The organism is Duganella sp. HH101 (assembly GCF_001758795.1).
Taxonomy (GTDB): domain Bacteria; phylum Pseudomonadota; class Gammaproteobacteria; order Burkholderiales; family Burkholderiaceae_D; genus Rugamonas; species Rugamonas rivuli.
This window is the reverse complement of the sequence record NZ_LRON01000006.1, coordinates 363,504-383,360: the sequence shown is the minus strand read 5'-3', so window position 1 is coordinate 383,360 and position 19,857 is coordinate 363,504. Positions and strand designations below refer to the sequence as shown.

Sequence of the window (19,857 nt, the reverse complement as noted above, 5' to 3'; positions counted from 1 at the left end):
CGGTGCAGCTGCGCAGCGGCCGCCGCCGCCACCGCCGTTGCGATGGCCGGGGCCGCCGCTGCGCAGCTGCACCGGTTGCGGACGGGCGTTCAGGTCCGGCTCGAAGCCAGGGATCACTTCACGCGGCAGGGTTTGCTTGATCAGCTTTTCGATATCCTTCAGCATCTCGTGCTCGTCCACGCAGACCAGCGACACGGCTTCGCCGGTGGCGCCGGCGCGGCCGGTACGGCCGATGCGGTGCACATAGTCCTCCGGAATGTTCGGCAGGTCGTAGTTGACCACGTGCGGCAGCTGGTCGATGTCGATGCCGCGCGCGGCGATATCGGTGGCCACCAGCACTTGCAGCTTGTTGTCCTTGAACTCGGACAACGCCTTGGTGCGCGCCGACTGGCTCTTGTTGCCGTGGATCGCCATGGCGCCGATGCCGTCGTGGCCCAGCTGTTCGACCAGCTTGTTGGCGCCGTGCTTGGTGCGGGTGAACACCAGCACCTGGTGCCAGTCGTTGGCCTTGATCAGGTGCGCCAGCATCGGGTGCTTCTTGTCGCGGTCGACCGGGTGGATCAGCTGGGCGATCACTTCGACCGCCGAATTGCGGCGCGCCACTTCGATCATGGCGGGCTTGTTCAGCAGGCCGTCGGCCAGGGCCTTGATCTCGTCCGAGAAGGTGGCCGAGAACAGCAGGTTCTGGCGTTTCGGCGGCAGCGCGGCCAGCACTTTCTTGATGTCGCGGATGAAGCCCATGTCCAGCATGCGGTCGGCTTCGTCCAGGATCAGGATTTCCACGTGCGACAGGTTGACGGTGCGCTGTTCCATGTGGTCCAGCAGGCGGCCCGGGGTGGCGACCAGGATGTCGACGCCGTGCTTGAGCTGCTTGATCTGCGGGTTGATGCCGACGCCGCCGAAGATCACGGTGGAGTTCAGCTTGGTGTACTTGCCGTAGGTGCGCACGCTTTCCTCGACCTGGGCCGCGAGTTCGCGGGTCGGGGTCAGGATCAGCGCGCGGATCGGACGGGCGGTGGTGTTGCTGGTGATGGCCGCGCCTTTGGCGTCGGTCGACAGACGGTGCAGGATGGGCAGCGTGAAGCCGGCGGTCTTGCCGGTGCCGGTTTGTGCGCCTGCCAGCAGGTCGCCGCCATTCAGCACCGCAGGGATGGCCTGCTGCTGGATGGGGGTGGGCGTGGTGTAGCCGGCTTCGGTAACAGCGCGGACAATAGCGTCGGACAAACCGAGGGTAGAGAATGACATGATGACTTTTTGTTAAGATAGGCCTGTCGCATTTGAAGCGCCAGTCGCAGGCAATCAGAGTGGATGACACTGCGGCTAAAGGACTGGTCAGAGCGCCGCAGGCCTGAGTATAACAGCTAAGCGCATGATTTATTTCATTTAGGAAATGAAAAAAGGGAGCAAACGCTTCGTTTTGCCCCCTTTTTTGTAACAAACATTCTACTTTTACTAATTATGCCTTCGGCTGCTCGCCAAACTGCGACAGCAGGCCGACCATCTGGCCGAAGATCTTCGGGCTGGCGGCGATGATGTCGCCCTTGTACAGGTAGTCGGACTCGCCGCTGAACTCGCCGACGATGCCGCCCGATTCCGTCACCATCAAGGCGCCGGCGGCGATATCCCAGGGCTTCAGGCCTTTTTCGTAGAAGCCGTCCAGGCGGCCGGCGGCCACGTAGGCCAGGTCCAGCGCGGCGCTGCCAGGGCGGCGCACGCCGTGGCAGCGTTCGGCCATGATGCCGTACATCTTCAGGTATTCGTCCAGGGCCTTGGCGTTGCCGGCCACGTAGCCGGTCGACAGCAGCGCGTTGGCGATGCGGTCCAGCTTGGTCACGCGGATGCGCTTGTCGTTCAGGTAGGCGCCGGCGCCCTTGGTGGCGGTGAACAGGTCGTTGCGGACCGGGTCGTAGATGACGGCCTGGGTGATCACGCCGCGCTGCGACAGCGCGATCGAGATCGAGTATTGCGGGAAGCCGTGCATGAAGTTGGTGGTGCCATCGAGCGGGTCGATGATCCAGGTGTATTCAGTCTCGTCGTTGGCGTTCTTGGACGGGCCCGACTCCTCGCACAGGAAGGCGTGGTCGGGATAAGCTTTGGACAGCACCTCGATGATGGCTTGTTCGGCCGCCTGGTCGACGTCGGTGACGAAGTCCTTGTGGTTTTTCTCGGTGACGATGACGCGGTCGAGGTCGAACGACGCGCGGTTGATGACGGCGGCGGCGCGGCGGGCGGCTTTGATCGCCGTGTTGAGCATTGGGTGCATGTAAGCTTTTCCGTTAAAAGAACGCTAACGCCCACCGGGGGCCTCAGCCTGCCCGGCAGCACGTAAGTGTACAAGAGTGAATTAAAGAGCGGAGCGGCGCCGACAGGGTAAAATCCCGGGGGATTTGTGTGTCGATACCGCGCAATAGCGCTATTTTAAATGAACCTGCCTCAAATCAACACCAATCTTTTCAAACAGCCCCGATTTATTCCGGCCGAGGCCGGAATTATCAATCTTGAAATGTCATAAGAGCATGAGTCAACCCCAGTCGTCGTTCCGTATGCATTTATCCATGGTTGCGGGAACGATCTGCCTGCATGGGGCGATGATGGTGGCCAACGAGCTGTTCTTTCGGCGCGCCGAATTCCTGCAAGGCATAGGCTGGATTTACCTGCCGGCCGGAACGCGGCTGCTGTGCACGCTGATGTTCGGCGAGGCGGGTGCCGTCGGGCTGTTGATCGCGGGATGGTTTGCCTGCTACTGGTATTATTTTCCCGGCGACGCCTTGCGCGCGACCACCGGCACGATCGCCGGCGCGCTGGGGCCTTACCTGGTCTACCTGCTCGCGCAATCCAGGCTGGGGCTGCGCTCGTCGCTGACCAATCTGACGCCGCAGCGGCTGCTGATTTGCGCGCTGGGCTGTTCGCTTGCCAGTCCGCTGCTGCACCATATCTGGTTCGCCGTGCACGACGACGCCAACCTGCTGCCGGGGTTGGTGGTCATGTTCGTCGGCGACTTGATCGGCACCCTGATCGTGCTGTACACGGCAAAATGGCTGCTCTCGCTGCTGCCGGCGCCACCGCAACGGCTCCGGTAGCGGCGGCTATTGTGCTAAAATTTGTAGCAATTAACCAGGCCACCTTATGACCTCTGCCAAACGACCCGCCGACATCTACCTGCGCTTCCTGCAACTGGCGGATGCCTTGCGCGGCTTGCCGTCCCTGCCGCCGCTCGATCCGCTGGAAGAACGCATCCTGGCCGTCGTCGCGCGCGCCAGCCAGGACGACGAACGCCTGTCGGTCCGCGACATGATGGGCAAGAAGGAATTGGGCGCCCCGGCGACGGTCCATACTCGCCTGACATCGATGCGGGAGAAGGGCTGGCTCATCCTGACCGATACCGAAGACAGCCGGCGCAAGCAGGTCGAGCTGACGCAGGATGCCTTGAAGTACTTCGACAAGCTGTCGAAGTGCATGGTCAAGGCCGCGTCCATGAACTGATTTTTCATTTGCATAGCCCGCGTATTTCGCGTAAATTGCTCTAAAAATTAGATCAATTTGCGATGCCGGATATGAGCGAAGAAAAACCTGTCCATACGGAAGCTTCGATAGAAAAAGCGTATGCGGCGTATCTGCTGGCCTTGGCCGCCCGCCGGCCGGATGGCATCGTTCCGGCGCCCGAGCCCGTCCCCGTCCCCGTCCCCGTCCCTGTCCCCGCCCAAGCTGATGCCAGCTTGGGGCAGGCGGCAGGCGGGTTAAAATGCGGACTGTAGGGTGGCATAGCCGCGACCCCTGGTCTCTCGATACTGAACAAATTAATGAACCTGCCCCCAATCAACACCAATCTATTCAAACAGCTGCGATTCATCCTGGTCGAGACCAGCCGCGCGGGCAACATCGGGGCGGTGGCGCGGGCCATGAAAACCATGGGTTTCAGCGACCTGGTGCTGGTGACGCCCCGCTTCGAACATGCGCTGCAAGATCCGGAGGCGGTGGCCTTCGCCAGCGGCGCCGGCGACATCCTGGCCGGCGCGCGCGTGGTCGGCAGCATGGCCGAGGCGCTGGACGGCGTCAATTTCGCCGCCGCCGTGTCGGCCCGGCTGCGCGAGTATTCGCCGCCGGTGCTCACGCCGCGCCAGGTGGCGGAACAGTTGTCGGCCCAGCCCGGGCTGCGCGCCGCCCTGATTTTCGGCAACGAGCGTTTCGGCTTGCCGAACGACATCGTCGAGAAATGCAATGTCCTGATCAATATTCCGGCCAACCCGGACTACTCGTCGCTGAACCTGTCGCAGGCGGCCCAGGTGCTGGCCTACGAATGCCGGATGGCGGTGCTCGATGGCGCCCCGCGCGCGATGAATGTGCGCCAGCCGGCCGGCGACGCCAACGAGATCGGCTTCCAGGGCGAGGCCGCCAGCGCGGCGCAGATCGAGGGCATGTACCAGCACCTCGAACAGTCGCTGGTGGAGATCGGCTTCCTCGACGCCGGCAATCCGCGCAAGCTGATGCCGCGCCTCAAGCGCATGTTCGCGCGCGCCCAGCTGGAGCAGGAGGAAGTCAACATCCTGCGCGGCATCGCCCGCCACATGGTGGGCAAGCGGCGCGACTGAAGCGCCTATTTTTCGCGGGCCAGGGTGTGCGCGGCGTCGACCGCCTTGCCGAATTCGTCGCCAAAGCCGCCAGCCGTCCTCCAGTTGCCGCTCCTGGGATCGCGTTCGAAGGTGAATTCGCTGTCGAGCAGCGTGTGCGGATCGCGGCCGGCCTGCGCCAGCGCGGCATCGTTGCGTTCGACCAGCAGCCGGCAGATCAATACGGTGGAACCCCTGGCCGGGCGGCATGCCGAGGCTGCCACGACCTCGCCGATTTCCGCGCTGTTATGCGGCCCGCCGTGCCGCAGGCGCAGCACGCCGTCGAGGAAGGCTTGCTTCAGCCGCGCCCGTCCTATGGGCCCTACATAGTCGGCGAACCGGCCTTCCCGGTCGAGGCGGCTGTAGCCCGCCGCCAACACGGCGGGGGCGGCGCCGGCGAGGTAGTAGCCGCGGTCGGAGGTTTTATCCAGATGGATGGTAAAGGCCATTGGGCGCTCACCGCCGGCGATGGACAGCTTACCCTTGCAGGCCCGCACGCCGCGCCTGCGCGCATAAGCCAGTTCCGCGACCGACTTCACTTGCGGCGCGCCGTCCAGGCTGCCGGCGCTGCCGGTGATCAAGGCGCGCGCCAGCAGGTCGTTTTGCATCGCGCCGCGCAGGGCGAGGGCCACGCCGGGGTCGTCGCAGTCGGGCGCCTGCCTGGGCCGGGATTGCAACATCGCGACCGAGGTCGCCAGCACGAACAGGGCCACCCATATCCAGCGCGGTCCCGGTATTAAGGCGGCAGGGAAGTCGTTGGGGGTGTGCTGGGATGGCATGGGGCGGCGTCGAATGGAATTGCCTATTTTACAATCCATGGCGCGCCGTCGGCGCACGGCTCACGGGCGGCAAGCGGTGTTATAGTCTGCCGTTGTTAATTGAACATTGATTGATCACTTGGACAGGAGTTGGATATGCGTGCTCGCAGTGTGTTGTGCCTGGCGTTGGCCTTGGCTTTCCCTGTAACGTCGGCGCTGGCGCAGAGCGCACCGCCGCCGCGCTTCGAATTTGCCAAGGCGCCGGGGCGCTTGCCGAAAAACGTGGTGCCGCTGGAGTACACCATCGCGCTCACGCCCAACGCCGCCGAACGCACCGTGGCCGGCACCGCCAGCATCGCGCTGTCGTTTAAAACGGCCAGCGCCACCATCCAGTTCAACTCGCTGAACCAGAAGCTGAGCAAAGTCCTGTTGGACGGCAAGCCGGTGAAGACCGTGGTGTCGGACGACAAGGCGCAGCTGACCACGGTCACGCTGGCCAGGCCGGCCGCGGCGGGTCCGCACACGCTCAGTTTCAACTACGTCGGCAAGATCGAAAAAGAACCGCGCGGCCTGTTCCTGCAGGAGTACGTGACGCCGGCCGGCGCGAAGGACGCGCTACTGACCACGCAGTTCGAGGCCACCGACGCGCGCCGCATGTTCCCCTGCTGGGACGAGCCGGCCTTCCGCGCCGTGTTCAAGCTCAGCGTGACGGTGCCGGCCAAGTGGGCCGTGTACTCCAACATGCCGGAGGCGGCCCGCAGCGTGCACGGCGAGCTGGCCACCACCCGCTTCGCGCCGACGCCGAAGATGCCGTCCTACCTGGTCGAATTCACCGGCGGCAACCTGGCCCACATCAGCGCCGAAAGCGGCGGCACCATCTTCCGCGTGGCCGCGGTCCAGGGCCAGGAGCAGGGCGGCCAACAGGCGCTGGCCAATGCCCGGCAGATCCTGGCCGACTACAACGACTACTTCGGCGTGCGCTATCCGCTGCCCAAGCTCGATTCGATCGCCATCCCCGGCGGTTTCGGCGGCGCCATGGAGAACTGGGGCGCGATCACCTACAACGACCAGGCCTTGCTGATCACGCCGTCCAGCACCATGGGCAACCGCCAGAACGTCTACAGCATCCAGGCGCACGAGATGGCGCACCAGTGGTTCGGCGACCTGGTGACGATGGGCTGGTGGGACGAGCTGTGGCTCAACGAAAGCTTCGCCTCGTGGATGGCCGCCAGGCAGACCGACCTGCGCAACCCGAGCTGGCGCTGGTGGGAACACCAGGACGAGAGCAAGGAGGGCGCGATGAACGCCGACTCGCGCGCCACCTCGCACGCCATCGTCCAGCATGTGACCAACGAGCTGGAGGCCACCAACGCCTTCGACCCGGCCATCACCTACAGCAAGGGGCAGGCGGTGCTGCGCATGCTGGAGGCCTACATGGGCCCCGACACTTTCCGCAACGGCATCCGCGCGTACATGAAGGCGCACGCCTATTCCAACACCTTCGGCGGCGACCTGTGGAAGGCGCTGGACGCGGCCGGCGCCGGCAATGTCAGCGACATCGCCACCGCCTGGACGTCGCAGCCGGGCTACCCGCTGGTGTCGGTCTCGGCCAGCTGCGACATCTTCGGCAGCCGCACCATCAACCTGATGCAGCAGCGCTTCCTGCTGCAGGGCATGGGCAGCGGCAAGGGGCGCTGGCCTGTGCCTCTGCAAGTGCGCAGCGGCACCGGCGCGGCGCGGCCGGTGCTGTTCGACGGCGACCAGCAAAGCATGGCGGCCGGCCGCTGCGACGAGCCGCTCAGTGTCAACGCCGGCGCGCTCGGCTACTACCGCGTTGCCTACGACGGCTTCACGCTGACGCAGAACACCGCCTCCTTCGGCACCTTGCCCGAGGCCGACCGCATCGCGCTGCTGGACGACCAGTGGGCGCTGGTGGGCGCCGGCGAACAGCCGCTGGGCAGCTACCTGGCGCTGGCCTCGGCCATGGGCGCCACGCCCAACCAGCGCGCGTGGGAGCAGATCACCGGCGCGCTGGACACGATAGAAACCGCCGAACGCGGCACGCCGGGCCACGCCGCCTTCGCCGCCTATGCGCGCGCGCTGATCAAGCCGCTGTCGACGCAGCTGGGCTGGGAGGCGCGGCCGGACGAAGCGCCCGGCATGCAGAAGCTGCGCCGCGCGCTGCTGGCCGACCTGGGCAAGTGGGGCGACCAGGAGGTGATCGCCGGCGCCCGCCAGCGCTTCGCCGCGTTCGTCGCCGACCGCAAGGCCATCGCCGCCGACGACCAGGCCATGGTGCTGCAGACCGTGGCCGCCAACGCCACGGCGGCCGATTTCGCCCAGCTGCGCGCGGTCGCCAAATCGGCCCGGAATGAAACGGAAATGCGGCGCTTCTACACGGCGCTGATGCGGGTGAGCGATCCGGCGCTGGCCAAACAGGCGGCCGCGATCGCCCTGTCCGACGAGATCCCGCAGCAGGCCGACATGGTGCGCATGACCTTGGTGGGCGTGCTGGCCGACGAGCATCCGCAGCTGGCCTGGTCGGTCTTCGCCGAGCACACCGAGCGCCTGCTGGCGCCGCACCAGCCGTTCGGGCCGATGATACTGGCCCAGTACAGCCCGGAAATGTTCTGGCGCGCGCTGCCGCCCGAAGCGCTGGAGGCCTGGATCAAGGGCCGGGTGCCGGCCGACCTGCTGCCCAACCTGGGGCGCGGCATGGAGGCGGCGCGCTTCAAGCTGGCCGAGAAGGCCATGCTGGTGCAGTCCGCCGACGCCTACCTGGGCAGCAAGGCGGCGCGCACCGACTAGACGGCGCCCTCTATTTTTTGCGATCGGGGTTTTTCGTTCGTTCACGTACACTAGCTGGATTAAAAAAATACCAGACGGACGGAGACATGACTACCCGCAGATCTTTCCTGAAGATCGGCGCAGCCGCTGCGATCACGCTCGCAGCCGGCGGCGCCATCTATCGCCTGGCGCATCCGCCGGCGCTGCCCAACCCCTTCACGCTGGACGGCGAGGCCAGGGCCGTGCTGGCTGCCATCGTGCCGACGATGCTGGGCCCGGTGCTGCCGGCCGAGCCGGCCGCGCGCGCGGCGGCCGTCGACGACGCCATGGCGCGCACGCTGGCCGCCATCCATGGCTTGCCGCTGTCCACCCAAAAAGAAGTGCAGGACCTGTTCGGCCTGCTGGCGCTGGGGCCGACGCGGCGCCTGCTGGCCGGCGTTTCCGGCAGCTGGGCGCAGGCCGCGCCGGAGCAGATCGCCGCCTTCCTGCAAAGCTGGCGCCACCACCGCCTCGCCATGCTGCAGACCGCCTACCTGGCGCTGCACGACCTGATCCTCGGCCCGTGGTATGCGGAGCCGTCGTCGTGGACCGCCATCGGCTATCCCGGCCCGCTGCAGGAGCTGCTGAAATGAGCCGGCCGAACACCAACATTCCCATCCTCCCCTCCAGGGGCGTGATCCCCGACCCGGTGCGGGCCGGGCTGGCCGCCGGCTGGCGCGTGACCGACTGCGCGCGGCTGGAGGCCGACCTGACGCTGGAGGCCGACGTCATCATCGTCGGCAGCGGCGCCGGCGGCGGCGTCACGGCCGAGATCTTGGCGCTGTCCGGCCTGCGCGTGCTGATCGTCGAGGAGGGCGCGCTGCGCTCGTCGTCGGACTTCAACATGAAGGAGGCCGAAGCCTATCCGCAGCTGTACCAGGAATCGGCGGCGCGCAAGACGCGCGACAAGGGCATCAACATCCTGCAGGGCCGCACCGTCGGCGGCACCACCACCGTCAACTGGACCAGCAGCTTCCGCACGCCGGACATCACGCTGGACTATTGGACTAAACAGTATGGCTTGAAGGACTACACGCCGGCAGCGCTGGCGCCGTGGTTCGGGATGATGGAGCAGCGCCTCAATATTTCCGACTGGGCGGCGGCGCCCAACGAGAACAACGACGTGCTGCGCCGCGGCGCCGCCAAGCTGGGCATCCCGACCGCGCTGATACGGCGCAACGTCAACGGCTGCTGGAACCTGGGCTACTGCGGCATGGGCTGTCCGACCAACGCCAAGCAGTCGATGCTGGTGACGACCATCCCGGGCGCGCTGGGGCAGGGCGCGACGCTGCTGACGCGGGCCCGCGCCGAACGCTTCGTCATCCACGGCGACAAGGTGGCGCAGCTGGACTGCGTGGCGCTGGACGCCGCCGGCCAGGCGCCCACCGGCCGCCGCATCACGCTGAAGGCGCGCCACTATGTGGTGGCCGGCGGCGCCATCAATTCGCCGGCGCTGCTGCTGCGCTCGGGCGCGCCCGATCCGCACGGCCTGCTGGGCAAGCGCACCTTCCTGCATCCGGTGGTGATTTCGGCCGGCACCTTCGCCCAGCGCGTGGACGGCTACGCGGGCGCGCCGCAGACGGTGTATTCCGACCACTTCCTGCACGACCAGCCGATCGACGGCCCGATGGGCTACAAGCTGGAGGTGCCGCCGCTGCATCCGCTGCTGCTGGCCACCACCACCGGCGGCTTCGGCGCCCAGCACGCGGCCGACATGGCGCAGTTCCCGCACAAGCAGGCCATCCTGGCGCTGCTGCGCGACGGCTTCCACGCCGAGGCCGCCGGCGGCAGCGTGGCGCTGGACGCCCACGGCGCCCCGGTGCTGGACTACCCGCTGACCGATTTCATCTGGGACGGCGCGCGCCGCGCCATGCTGACCATGGCCGAGATCCAGTTCGCCGCCGGCGCCCGGGACGTGTCGCCGGTGCACGAGTCGGGGCCGCGCTACACCAGCTGGGCGCAGGCCAAGGCCGGCATCGCGGCGCTGCCGCTGAAGGTGCTGGCCACGCGCGTGGTGTCGGCCCACGTGATGGGCGGCTGCACCATGTCGGACGACCCGCGCCAGGGCGTGGCCGGCGCCGACGGCCGCTACCACGGCCTGGCCAATCTGTCGGTGTACGACGGCTCGCTGTTCCCGACCTCGATCGGCGCCAACCCCCAGCTGTCGATCTTCGGCATCGTGGCGCGGCTGGCCAGCGGCCTGGCGCAGCAGCTGACCGGCAAGCCGGCGGCGAGGCCGGTGCGCACCTGATCCGCGCGGCGGGGGTATGATGGCGGCATGATCAAACGCTGGATTATCCTCTTGCTGCTGGTGCAAGCCGGCGCCGCGCTGGCGCTGGCGGCCGGCTTGCATCATGCGTGGCGGCCCGACTGGGTAGTACCGCTGAACCCGCCGTTGACGGCGCTGGCCTACGTCGCCGCCGGCCTGGCCGCCGTGCTGCTGCTGCGGGCGGCGATCTCCGCCAACAACTTCTTGCTCAGTTCGCGCGCGGGCAAGGGCGCGGCCACGCCGGCCGCGCATGCGCTCAACCCGGCGCGCGCCGCCAGCCTGTTCCTGCACGAATTCCGCGCCTCGCTGCTGGCCTCCTCCTACGACATGCTCAAGCCGCTCGGCCTGCAGCTGCAGCCGCAGCCGCGCGGCCTGCCGGTGCTGCTGATCCACGGCTACGCCTGCAACAGCGGCTACTGGCGGCCGCTGAGCGCGCGGCTGGCGCGGGCCGGCATCAGCCACTACGGCATCGACCTGGAGCCGCCCGGCGCCTCGATCGATGCCTACGCGCCGCAGGTGCAGGCGGCGGTCGAGCGCCTGTGTGCCGCCACCGGCAGCGCGCAGGTGATCATCGTCGGCCACAGCATGGGCGGGCTGGTGGCGCGCGCCTGGCTGCGCCGCTATGGCGCCGCCGCCGTGGCGCGCATCGTCACGCTGGGCACGCCGCACCACGGCACGGCGCTGGCGCTGTTCGGCCCCGGCGGCAACGCCGCGCAGATGCGCCACAACAGCGCATGGCTGGCGGAGCTGGCCGCATCTGAGGCAAATTTGCAACGTGGCCTGATCAGCTCCATCTATTCCGTTCACGACAATATCGTCGCGCCGCAGGACTCGGGCGCGTTGCCCGGCGCCCGCAATCTGGTCTTCGGCGCCATAGGCCATGTGGCGCTCGGCCGCCACCCCGACATCCTGGGCTGCACCATGGACGAAATCGCCGCCGCCGCCGGGCTGTGATTTTCTGTGAGTATTGGCGTGGCCCATTGCTGTATGTTTATCATGTGTAACGGGCAGAAAAGGCGACGCGATGGCAACGGACTTCGGCACCCTCATCCTGAATGAAACGCCAGACGCTGTCGTGCTGACATCGCTGGATGGCGAAGTCGTATGCTGGAGCAATGGCGCGCAGGCGGTGTTCGGCTACAGCAGCGAAGAGGCGTTGGGCCGCCGGCTGGCCGAGCTGATCGTCCCGTCCGGCATGGCCGACCAGGAAAACGCCGTCTTGCTGCAGACGCTGCAGGACGGCGCCGCCAATTATGAATCGATGCGCCACGCCAAGGATGGCTCGCTGGTGTGCATCGACAGCTCGTCCAAGCTGGTGCACGACGACGACGGCCGGCCCGTCTACATTTTGTGGAGCAAATAGCAAAAGACGTACACGCGCTCAAGGTGCTGCGCGACGCCAAGCTGGTCGAGGCGCGCTTCGACGGCTTGCTGGAGTCGCTGCCGGACGCCATCATCATGGCCAACGCCAGCGGCCGCATCGTGCTGGCCAACACCCAGGCCGAAGCCTTGTTCGGCTATCCGCGCGGCGCCCTGCGCGGCATTCCGCTTGAACAATTGATGCCGCCGCGCTTCCGCGCGCGCCACGTGCAGCACCGCAGCGGCTTCCAGCACCAGCCGGTGGTGCGGCCCATGGGCGGCGGCCGCGAGTTGTACGGCCTGCGCAGCGACGGCATGGAATTCCCCGTCGAAATCAGCCTGAGCCCGATCGAAACCCTGGAAGGCACGCTGGTCATGAGTGCGATCCGCGACACCAGCGAACGCAAGCGGATCGAGCGCTCGCTGCAGGAGAAAAACGCCGAACTGGCGCGCGCCAGCGCCGCCAAGGACCGCTTCCTGACCGGCATGTCGCACGAATTGCGCACGCCGTTGAACGCGATCATCGGTTTTACAGGTACTATGTTGATGAAGTTGCCTGGGCCAATAAATGGTGAACAGGAAAAACAATTGCGGACCGTGCAAAGCAGCGCTCGCCATCTGTTGTCGATGATCAACGACATGCTGGACTTGACCCGGATCGAAACGGGCAAGCTGGAACTGGACTTGATGCCGCTGCAATGCCGCCAGCTTATCGACGAGGTATTGTTGCTGTTTAAGCCACAGGCCCGCCACAAGGGGCTGGAGCTGGAATTCGTCAGCGCGCCGCAAGACCTGACGGTGGTCGCCGACCGCCGCGCGCTGCAACAGATACTGATGAATTTGCTCCACAACGCGATCAAGTTCACCGACCATGGCAAGGTGATGGTCCAGCTGGACACCGGCACCGTCAGCGACCGCTCGTGCGTGACGATCAGCGTCAGCGATACCGGCAGCGGCATCGATGAGGAAGAGCAGGGCACGCTGTTCCAGGCTTTTTCGCAGCTGGAGGCCGGCAAGATGCGGCAGGACGAGGGCACCGGGCTGGGTCTGCACCTGAGCCAGCGGCTGGCGGAAATGCTGCGTGGTGAGATTTTGTTTGACAGCGAGTCGGGCGTCGGGAGTGTGTTCACCCTGGCGCTGCCGCTGGAACGCTGAAGAAGGGGAGCCTAACGTGTCGGCACGTATCCTGATCATAGAAGACAACGCCACCAACATGGAATTGATGGTGTATTTATTGCGCGCCTTCGGTTACGTGCCGCTGTCGGCCAGCGACGGCGAGGCCGGCGTGCAGGCGGCGCGGCGGGAGTTGCCGGACCTGATCATCTGCGACGTCCACCTGCCCAAGCTGGACGGCTACGGCGTGGTGGCCGCGCTCAAGGCCGACCCGGCGGTGCGCCACATCCCGACGCTGGCGGTGACGGCGCTGGCCATGATGGGCGACCGCGAAAAACTGCTGGAGGCCGGCTTCGACGGCTACATCGGCAAGCCGGTCGAGCCGGACACCTTCGTCACGCAGATCGAGTCTTTTTTAAACGGGGCGGTGTCGACCCCGCCTAAAAACGACATCGCCACCATCCTGATCGTCGACGACCATGTGCTGAACCGCGAATTCCTGATGACCTTGCTGGGCTACGGCGGACACCGCCTGCTGGAGGCGGCCAACGGCGCCGAGGGCTTGACCATGGTGCAGGCCGAGAAGCCCGACCTGGTGATCTCCGACATCCTGATGCCGAACATGGACGGCTACGAATTCGTCACCCGGCTGCACGGCAACCCGGAGACGGCCGACGTGCCGGTGATCTTCTACACCGCCACCTACCGCGAGCGCGAGGCGATGGCGGTGGCGCAATCGTGCGGCGTGCGCTGGGTGCTGCCGAAGCCGTCCGATCCCGAAGTCATCCTGCGCACCGTGCACGAGGCGCTGGGCCTGGCCGGCGTGGCCGGCGACGGCGGCCTGCCGTCGTTCGCGCCGGAGCCGCCGCAGGAGGGGCGCTTCCACAACATCGACGACAAGGTGGCCGAATACCTGGGCGAGCTGGAATCGAGCAGCCAGCTGCTGTCGCGCTTTGCCCAGGACACCGACGACACGGCGCCGGAAAACCTGACGCGCATGACGCAGCGGCTCACCAGTTCGCTGTCCAGCCTGCAGGCGGTGAGCCTGCGGCTGACCGCGCTGATCGAGCTGGGCATCGAGCTGGGCGCCGAGCGCGACCCCGGCGCGCTGATCGAGATCGGCTGCCGCGTGGCGCAGAACATCTGCGTGTCCAAGTATGCGTGCATCGGCGTGCTGGAGCCGGACGCGGCCGAGCTGAGCTACTTCGCCAGCTGCGGCGCCGGCGTGCCGGCGCGGCAGATCGCGCTGGCGCCGCGTTCCGGCGTGCTGCGCGGCCTGCTCGAACAGCGCCAGCCTTGCCGCATCAACGACTTGAACGGCGATCCGGCCGGCATCGGCCTGCCGGCCAGCCATCCGCCCGTGCATTCCTTCCTCGGCGTGCCGATCGCCTCGCGCGAGCGCATCCACGGCTGGCTCTACCTGGTCGACAAGCTGGGCGCCGACGGTTTCTCCGAAGTCGACGAGCGGGTCGCCGCCACGGTGGCGGCGCAGATCTCGGTGGCCTACGAAAACCTGCTGCTGTACGATGAAATCAAGCGCCACCACGCCCAGCTGACGCTGGACATGAACGCCCGCATCCGCCTCGACGAAGACTTGCGCCGCTTCCGCCTGGCGATGGACGCTACCGCCGACGCCATCTTCCTGGTCGACCGCGCCGGCATGTGCTTCGTCGACGTCAACGTCACCGCCTGCCGCATGCTGGGCTACGAGCGCGAGGACTTCCTCAAGGTCGGCCCCAACAAGTCCATCGAGGGCGATCTCAACCGGCTGGAAGAACTGTACGACAAGCTGCTGGCCGGCGACCAGAGCGGCGCCATGACCGAGCTGCTGCTGTACCGCAAGGATGGCTCGCCGCTGTCGGTGGAAGTGCAGCGGCGCACGCTGCGCTCCGGCCCCAGCTGGATCCTGGTGGCGGTGGCGCGCGACATCACCGAACGCAAGGAGGCCGAGCAGCGCCTGCTCAAGCTGGCCCACTTCGACACGCTGACCGGCCTGCCCAACCGCAGCCAGTTCTACGATTCGCTGAGCCACTCGCTGCGCCAGGCCAACGACCACAAGTGGTCGCTGGCGGTGCTGTTCCTCGATGTCGACCGCTTCAAGAACGTCAACGACACGCTGGGCCACACCATCGGCGACGAACTGCTGCGGCAGTTCTCCAGCCGGCTGGTCGATTGCCTGCGGGTGCGCGACACCATCGGCCGCTTCGGCGGCGACGAGTTCGCCGCGATCCTGATGCTGCCCGAGGGTGCGCAGAACGCCATCGCCGTGGTCGACAAGATCCGCGAATCGATGCGCCGGCCGTTCGACCTGAAGGGCCACGAGGTGACGGTGACGGCCAGCATCGGCATCGCCGTCTATCCGGACGACGGCAACGACCCCGACACGCTGATCCAGTACGCCGACACCGCCATGTACCGCGCCAAGGAAGCGGGGCGCGACGCCTTCCGCTTCTTCACCTCGGAGATGAACGCGCAATCGCTGGCGCGGCTGGACCTGGAGAACGCGCTGCGGCGCGCCATCGACAACGAGGAATTCGTGCTGCATTTCCAGCCCAAGGTGCACATCGGCAGCGGCCGCATCAGCGGCGCCGAGGCGCTGATACGCTGGAAGCGGCCGGGCCACGGCATGGTGTCGCCGGCGCTGTTCATCCCCATCCTGGAAGAGACCGGGCTGATCGTGCGGGTCGGCAACTGGGTGCTGCAAGAGGCTTGCCGCAAGATCGCCGAATGGGGCAAGTCGGGCGTGGGCGCGGTGCACCTGTCGGTCAACGTCTCGGGCATCCAGTTCTTCGTCGGCGGGCTGGAGGAGGAGGTGCTCAAGGCCATCAAGGAGCACGACATCGCCCCCGAGCTGCTGGAGCTGGAGCTGACCGAGAGCTCGCTGATGTCCAACGCCGAAGAGACCATCACCGTGCTGCAGCACCTGAAGGCGCTGGGCATCCAGATCTCGATCGACGATTTCGGCACCGGCTACTCGTCGCTGGCCTACCTGAAGCGCTTCCCGATCGACAAGCTGAAGATCGACATCGCCTTCGTGCGCGAAGTGACCAGCAACCCGGACGACGCCGCCATCGTGCTGGCCATCATCAACATGGCGCACAGCATGAAGCTGGAGGTGATCGCCGAGGGCGTGGAGAAGGATGCCCAGCTGGCCTACCTGCGGCGCCACGGCTGCGACGAGATGCAGGGCTATTACTTCAGCCGTCCGCTGCCGGAGGAAGACTTCGAGGCCATGCTGCGCGAAGGCCGCTACCTGCAGGCGCCGGCCGACGAGAACGTGGTCGAGCAGCAGACCCTGCTGATCGTCGACGACGACGCCTTCATGCTCGACGTGCTGACCGACTTCCTGTCGCAGGACGGCTACCGCATCCTGACCGCGCAGACGGCGGCCGAGGGCTTCGACGTGCTGGCGCAGAACCGCGTGCAGGTGATCCTGTGCGACCAGTGCATGCCGCTGATGAGCGGCACCGAGTTCATGGAACGCGTCAAGAACCTGGCGCCCGACACCTTCCGCATCATGCTGTCGGCCTATGCCGACCTGACTCCCATCATGGCCGCCATCAACCACGGCGCCATCGACCGCTTCTACACCAAGCCGTGGAAGGGCGCGGTGCTGCGCGAGAACATCCGTGAAGGCTTCCGCCTGCACGCGCAGGTGCACGGCGGACCGTTGCCGGCGCCGCTGGCGGTGGTCGAAAACGTCATCGAGGAGTGAGTTTGGGTATTTTCGACTTTTTCGCATCGACACCCACGCCCGAAAAATTTGCCCGGCTGGCCCTGCGGGCCTTTGCCGACGGCGGCCATCCGGGGCCGCTCAGCTACGACGCCGACGAGTTCCGGCTGGTCGGCGGCAGCGGCGGCGCCGAGATCTACCATCTGCACAATGCCTACCGCGACTACTGCGCGGCCCCGCGCAAGCAGCGGCCCGACGTGCTGGCCCATTACATCCGCAGCATGCAGGCGCCGGCCTTGCCGGCCACCTTCGCCGAGGCGCGCAGCGGCCTGCGGCCGGTGCTGCGCGGGCGCGCCATCATCGAATACATGCGCTTGACGCAGGCGGCCCAGGGCACGGGCAAGCCTTACCAGGACGGCTCGGCGCCGTTCAGCGCGGACAGCGTGCTGATGCTGGCCTACGACAGCCCGCACTCGATCCAGACGCTGTCGCAGACGGCATTGACGGACTGGGGCGTGTCCTTCGACGCCGCGCTGGCGGCCGCGCTCGACAACCTGCGCGACATCAGCGTCGCCAACTTCGTGCAGGTCGCGCCCGGCGTGCAGATGGCGGCGTGGGACGACTCGTATGAAGCCTCGCGCATCCTGCTGGCCGACCTGTTCTTCCGGCTCGACGTCGGCGGCGATCCGGTGGTCATGATGCCGACGCGTAACCGGCTGCTGGTGGCCTCGTCCAACAACAGCGCGGCGCAGCTGGCGATGCTGGCGCTGGCGCGCGGCTACGCCAGCGACGAGGGCCGCGTCATTTCCGCGCTGATGTACCGCTTCGAGCAGGGCAAGGCGGTGGCCTACCTGCCGCCGGACGCCGAGGTGCTGGCCCAGCTGGAGCAGCTGAAGAAGATCTACCTGGCCGACGACTACGCGTCGCAGAAACAGTTGCTGGACAAGGTCTACGAGCGCGAGCAGGTCGACATCTTCGTCGCCACCTGCCAGCTGGTGCAGAAGACCGACAGCGGGCGGCTGATCAGCTACGGCGTCTGGACCGAGGGCGTGGACACGCTGCTGCCGGAGGTGGACCTGGTGGCGCTGGTGCGCCCTGACGACGACAGCGACAGCGGCGTCGGCGCGCCCAAGCTGGTGGCCTGGGACGACCTGCGCGCCAGCACCGCCGAGCTGGCCAGCAGCGAAGAGGGCTATCCGGCCCGCTACCGCCTGCGCAGCTTCCCCAGCCGGCAGCAGGTCGACGCGCTGGCGGCGCGCGAGTTCTGACGAAATTAATTGCCGTACATAATTTTTCTGCCACAATGCTGGATTGATAACAGCGGACGAGGCGTGCATGAAGCAGATGTTGGCGGCCATATTGGCATGGGCGGTCATCTCGGGTGAGGCGGCGGGCGGGCCGCTGACGATAGAGCAGGCCGTCAATCCCCTGGGCACGCAGGCGCTGACCCTGTCGCCGGATGGCAAGCACATCGTCGGCATCGGCTACAACGGCACCAACACCAGCCTGATCCTCTACGACACCGAAACCTTGACGCCGCGCCTGCTGTCCGAAGGCAGGCGCGTCACGGAAGGCTATTGGATCTTCCATAAAGCGCCGCGCGCCGTCACCTGGGTCGACAACGAACTGCTGGCGGTGGACTATGGCATCGAAGCCGAGTCCATACGCCTGGATGGCAAGAAGGTGGCCGACCTGGGGGAAGCCGTCATCGGCAAGGCCGAGCGCGGCGACGCGCTGTCGCCGAAGCTGCTGGTGTACACCGACAAGGAAGATGGCGATATCGGACTGGTCGACGCCCGCACCGGTGCCTTGAAGAGGTTCAGCTACCCCCGGGGCAAGGCCATCAAGTGGGCGTTCGACAAGCGCGGCGAACTGCGGGCTGTCACGCTGGTCAATTCGGCTTTCTGGAAAGACGTCTCCACGGTCTCCAACTGGTACAAGCGTTCCGCCGACGCCGAATGGGAAAAACTGGCGGAGTTCGCCGTCACCGACGATTACTGGATGCCGATGTATGTGCCGGACGAGGCCGATACCCTGGTGGTGTCGTCGCGTTCCGGCCGCGACACCTATGCCATATATTCCTACGACACCAAACGCCGCGCGCTCGGCGAGTTGATGGCGGGCCATCCGACCCAGGACATCCTCGACGTCAACGGCATCGACCAGACGTCGTTCGAGCAGGTGACGACGCGCGGCTTGATGCCGCAGCAAGTCTGGTTCAACCCGGGCTGGAACGCGGTCCAGCTGGCCATCGACAAGGCGCTGCCGCAGCGCTACAACCAGATCACAGGCAACCCCAAGGGCATGGTGCTGGTGCATTCGAGCAGCGATATCGATCCGGGTTCATGGTATCTGGTGGACATGGCGACCGGGATGATGCGCCTGGTCGCCATCGCCAAGCCGAAGCTGGCCGGTGCCGACATGCGGCCGATGGAAACCCTGACCTACGCCGCGCCGGACGGCTTGAACATTCCTGCATTCCTGAGCCGGCCCGCAGGCGCGAAGGGCGCCGTGCCCCTGGTGGTGCTGATCCACGGCGGCCCCACGGCCCGCGACTACTGGGGATGGAACGCCGAGGTGCAAATCCTGGCGGCGCACGGCTATGCGGTGTTCCAGCCGCAGTTTCGCGGCTCCAGCGGCTTTGGCCGGCGTTTCCAGGAGTCGGGCTTTGGGCAGTGGGGGTTGGCGATGCAGGACGACATCACCGCCGGCGTCGAGTATCTGATCAAGCAGGGTATCGCCGATCCCAAGCGCATCTGCATCGCCGGCGCCAGCTATGGCGGCTACGCGGCGCTGTGGGGGCTGGTGAAGACGCCGGAGCTGTATCAGTGCGGCGTCAGCTTCGCCGGCGTCGCCGACATCGAATTCATGTTTCATGACAACTCGGATCGCACCGGCAACAAGGTGACGCGGGAGCTGATGCTGGCGCATATCGGCGATGCGCGATCGAAGCAGATGCGCTTCGACGACGTCTCGCCGCTCAAGCATGCCGACCGCATCAAGGCGCCAGTGTTGATCATGCATGGCGAGGACGATGTCAGGGTGCCGATCGCGCACGGCCAAAAGATGAAAAAGGCGCTGGAGGCGCAACAGAAAAAAGTGCAGTGGCTGGCCTTCGAGGAGGAGGGGCACGGCCTCCACTATGTGCGCAACGAGGTCATCTACTACAACACCTTGCTGGAATTCCTCGATCGATACATCGGGCCTTCAAACTAAAACGCATAAGCTAGCGCGAAACGATACCTTCCCGCA

15 protein-coding genes are annotated in these 19,857 nt (G+C 66.3%); 12 read left to right on the top strand and 3 right to left on the bottom strand.

Annotated features, from left to right (window positions below; all coding sequences use genetic code 11):
• The coding region (locus DUGA2_RS13030; protein ID WP_070269688.1) for a DEAD/DEAH box helicase at positions 1-1,245 on the bottom strand (1,245 nt) is incomplete at its 3' end.
• A gap of 211 nt (positions 1,246-1,456) precedes the next feature.
• A complete protein-coding gene (locus DUGA2_RS13025) occupies positions 1,457-2,254 on the bottom strand; it encodes an inositol monophosphatase family protein (protein WP_043479992.1) in 798 nt (265 codons plus the stop codon).
• A gap of 301 nt (positions 2,255-2,555) precedes the next feature.
• Here DUGA2_RS13025 and DUGA2_RS13020 point away from each other — a divergent pair, with 301 nt between their 5' ends.
• From DUGA2_RS13020 to DUGA2_RS13010, 3 genes are all read left to right on the top strand, one after another.
• Entirely contained in the window at positions 2,556-3,080 is a 525-nt protein-coding gene (locus DUGA2_RS13020; RefSeq protein ID WP_229214680.1) for a hypothetical protein, read from the top strand.
• Positions 3,081-3,126: 46 nt separating this feature from the next.
• Complete coding sequence (locus tag DUGA2_RS13015) at positions 3,127-3,483, top strand: MarR family transcriptional regulator (protein ID WP_070269661.1); 357 nt, start codon at positions 3,127-3,129, stop codon at positions 3,481-3,483.
• A 317-nt stretch (positions 3,484-3,800) separates the two neighbouring features.
• On the top strand, positions 3,801-4,589 hold the full coding sequence (locus DUGA2_RS13010; RefSeq protein WP_070269660.1) for an RNA methyltransferase: 789 nt from the start codon (positions 3,801-3,803) through the stop codon (positions 4,587-4,589).
• A 5-nt stretch (positions 4,590-4,594) separates the two neighbouring features.
• Here DUGA2_RS13010 and DUGA2_RS13005 read toward each other — a convergent pair whose 3' ends face one another.
• Entirely contained in the window at positions 4,595-5,386 is a 792-nt protein-coding gene (locus tag DUGA2_RS13005) for a hypothetical protein (protein ID WP_141753253.1), read from the bottom strand.
• 135 nt (positions 5,387-5,521) lie between these two features.
• Between DUGA2_RS13005 and DUGA2_RS13000 the strand changes: the two genes are divergently transcribed.
• The 9 genes from DUGA2_RS13000 to DUGA2_RS12965 all read left to right on the top strand — a co-directional run bounded on the left by DUGA2_RS13000 (position 5,522) and on the right by DUGA2_RS12965 (position 19,821).
• Entirely contained in the window at positions 5,522-8,173 is a 2,652-nt protein-coding gene (locus DUGA2_RS13000; RefSeq protein ID WP_083296309.1) for a M1 family metallopeptidase, read from the top strand.
• Between the two features lie 86 nt (positions 8,174-8,259).
• The gene (locus DUGA2_RS12995; protein WP_070269657.1) at positions 8,260-8,784 is read left to right on the top strand and encodes a twin-arginine translocation signal domain-containing protein; all 525 of its coding nucleotides are present in this window, start codon (positions 8,260-8,262) and stop codon (positions 8,782-8,784) included.
• On the top strand, positions 8,781-10,442 hold the full coding sequence (locus DUGA2_RS12990) for a GMC family oxidoreductase (RefSeq protein ID WP_070269656.1): 1,662 nt from the start codon (positions 8,781-8,783) through the stop codon (positions 10,440-10,442). Before DUGA2_RS12995 ends, DUGA2_RS12990 begins: the two co-directional genes overlap by 4 nt.
• A gap of 27 nt (positions 10,443-10,469) precedes the next feature.
• Positions 10,470-11,414, top strand: coding sequence for an alpha/beta fold hydrolase (locus DUGA2_RS12985; RefSeq protein ID WP_070269655.1), 945 nt, complete (start codon positions 10,470-10,472; stop codon positions 11,412-11,414).
• A gap of 70 nt (positions 11,415-11,484) precedes the next feature.
• Positions 11,485-11,823: a PAS domain-containing protein gene (locus tag DUGA2_RS34905; RefSeq protein ID WP_307170231.1), complete on the top strand. Its 339-nt coding sequence runs from the start codon at positions 11,485-11,487 to the stop codon at positions 11,821-11,823.
• Positions 11,811-12,974 (top strand): HAMP domain-containing sensor histidine kinase, encoded by a 1,164-nt coding sequence (locus DUGA2_RS12980; protein ID WP_307170229.1) that lies wholly within the window; start codon positions 11,811-11,813, stop codon positions 12,972-12,974. Before DUGA2_RS34905 ends, DUGA2_RS12980 begins: the two co-directional genes overlap by 13 nt.
• 16 nt (positions 12,975-12,990) lie before the next feature.
• Positions 12,991-16,647: an EAL domain-containing protein gene (locus tag DUGA2_RS12975; protein WP_070269654.1), complete on the top strand. Its 3,657-nt coding sequence runs from the start codon at positions 12,991-12,993 to the stop codon at positions 16,645-16,647.
• Positions 16,648-16,649: 2 nt separating this feature from the next.
• The gene (locus tag DUGA2_RS12970; RefSeq protein WP_070269653.1) at positions 16,650-17,873 is read left to right on the top strand and encodes a hypothetical protein; all 1,224 of its coding nucleotides are present in this window, start codon (positions 16,650-16,652) and stop codon (positions 17,871-17,873) included.
• A 67-nt stretch (positions 17,874-17,940) separates the two neighbouring features.
• Positions 17,941-19,821: a S9 family peptidase gene (locus DUGA2_RS12965; RefSeq protein ID WP_070269652.1), complete on the top strand. Its 1,881-nt coding sequence runs from the start codon at positions 17,941-17,943 to the stop codon at positions 19,819-19,821.
• Positions 19,822-19,857: the final 36 nt, after the last annotated feature.

Excerpts from the sequence above, each read along its gene's own strand:
- DUGA2_RS13025 (WP_043479992.1), bottom strand. The coding sequence starts at position 2,254 with ATGCTCAACACGGCGATCAAAGCCGCCCGCCGCGCCGCCGCCGTCATC.
- DUGA2_RS13020 (WP_229214680.1), top strand. The coding sequence starts at position 2,556 with ATGGTTGCGGGAACGATCTGCCTGCATGGGGCGATGATGGTGGCCAAC.
- DUGA2_RS13015 (WP_070269661.1), top strand. The coding sequence starts at position 3,127 with ATGACCTCTGCCAAACGACCCGCCGACATCTACCTGCGCTTCCTGCAA.
- DUGA2_RS13010 (WP_070269660.1), top strand. The coding sequence starts at position 3,801 with ATGAACCTGCCCCCAATCAACACCAATCTATTCAAACAGCTGCGATTC.
- DUGA2_RS13005 (WP_141753253.1), bottom strand. The coding sequence starts at position 5,386 with ATGCCATCCCAGCACACCCCCAACGACTTCCCTGCCGCCTTAATACCG.
- DUGA2_RS13000 (WP_083296309.1), top strand. The coding sequence starts at position 5,522 with ATGCGTGCTCGCAGTGTGTTGTGCCTGGCGTTGGCCTTGGCTTTCCCT.
- DUGA2_RS12995 (WP_070269657.1), top strand. The coding sequence starts at position 8,260 with ATGACTACCCGCAGATCTTTCCTGAAGATCGGCGCAGCCGCTGCGATC.
- DUGA2_RS12990 (WP_070269656.1), top strand. The coding sequence starts at position 8,781 with ATGAGCCGGCCGAACACCAACATTCCCATCCTCCCCTCCAGGGGCGTG.
- DUGA2_RS12985 (WP_070269655.1), top strand. The coding sequence starts at position 10,470 with ATGATCAAACGCTGGATTATCCTCTTGCTGCTGGTGCAAGCCGGCGCC.
- DUGA2_RS34905 (WP_307170231.1), top strand. The coding sequence starts at position 11,485 with ATGGCAACGGACTTCGGCACCCTCATCCTGAATGAAACGCCAGACGCT.
- DUGA2_RS12965 (WP_070269652.1), top strand. The coding sequence starts at position 17,941 with ATGAAGCAGATGTTGGCGGCCATATTGGCATGGGCGGTCATCTCGGGT.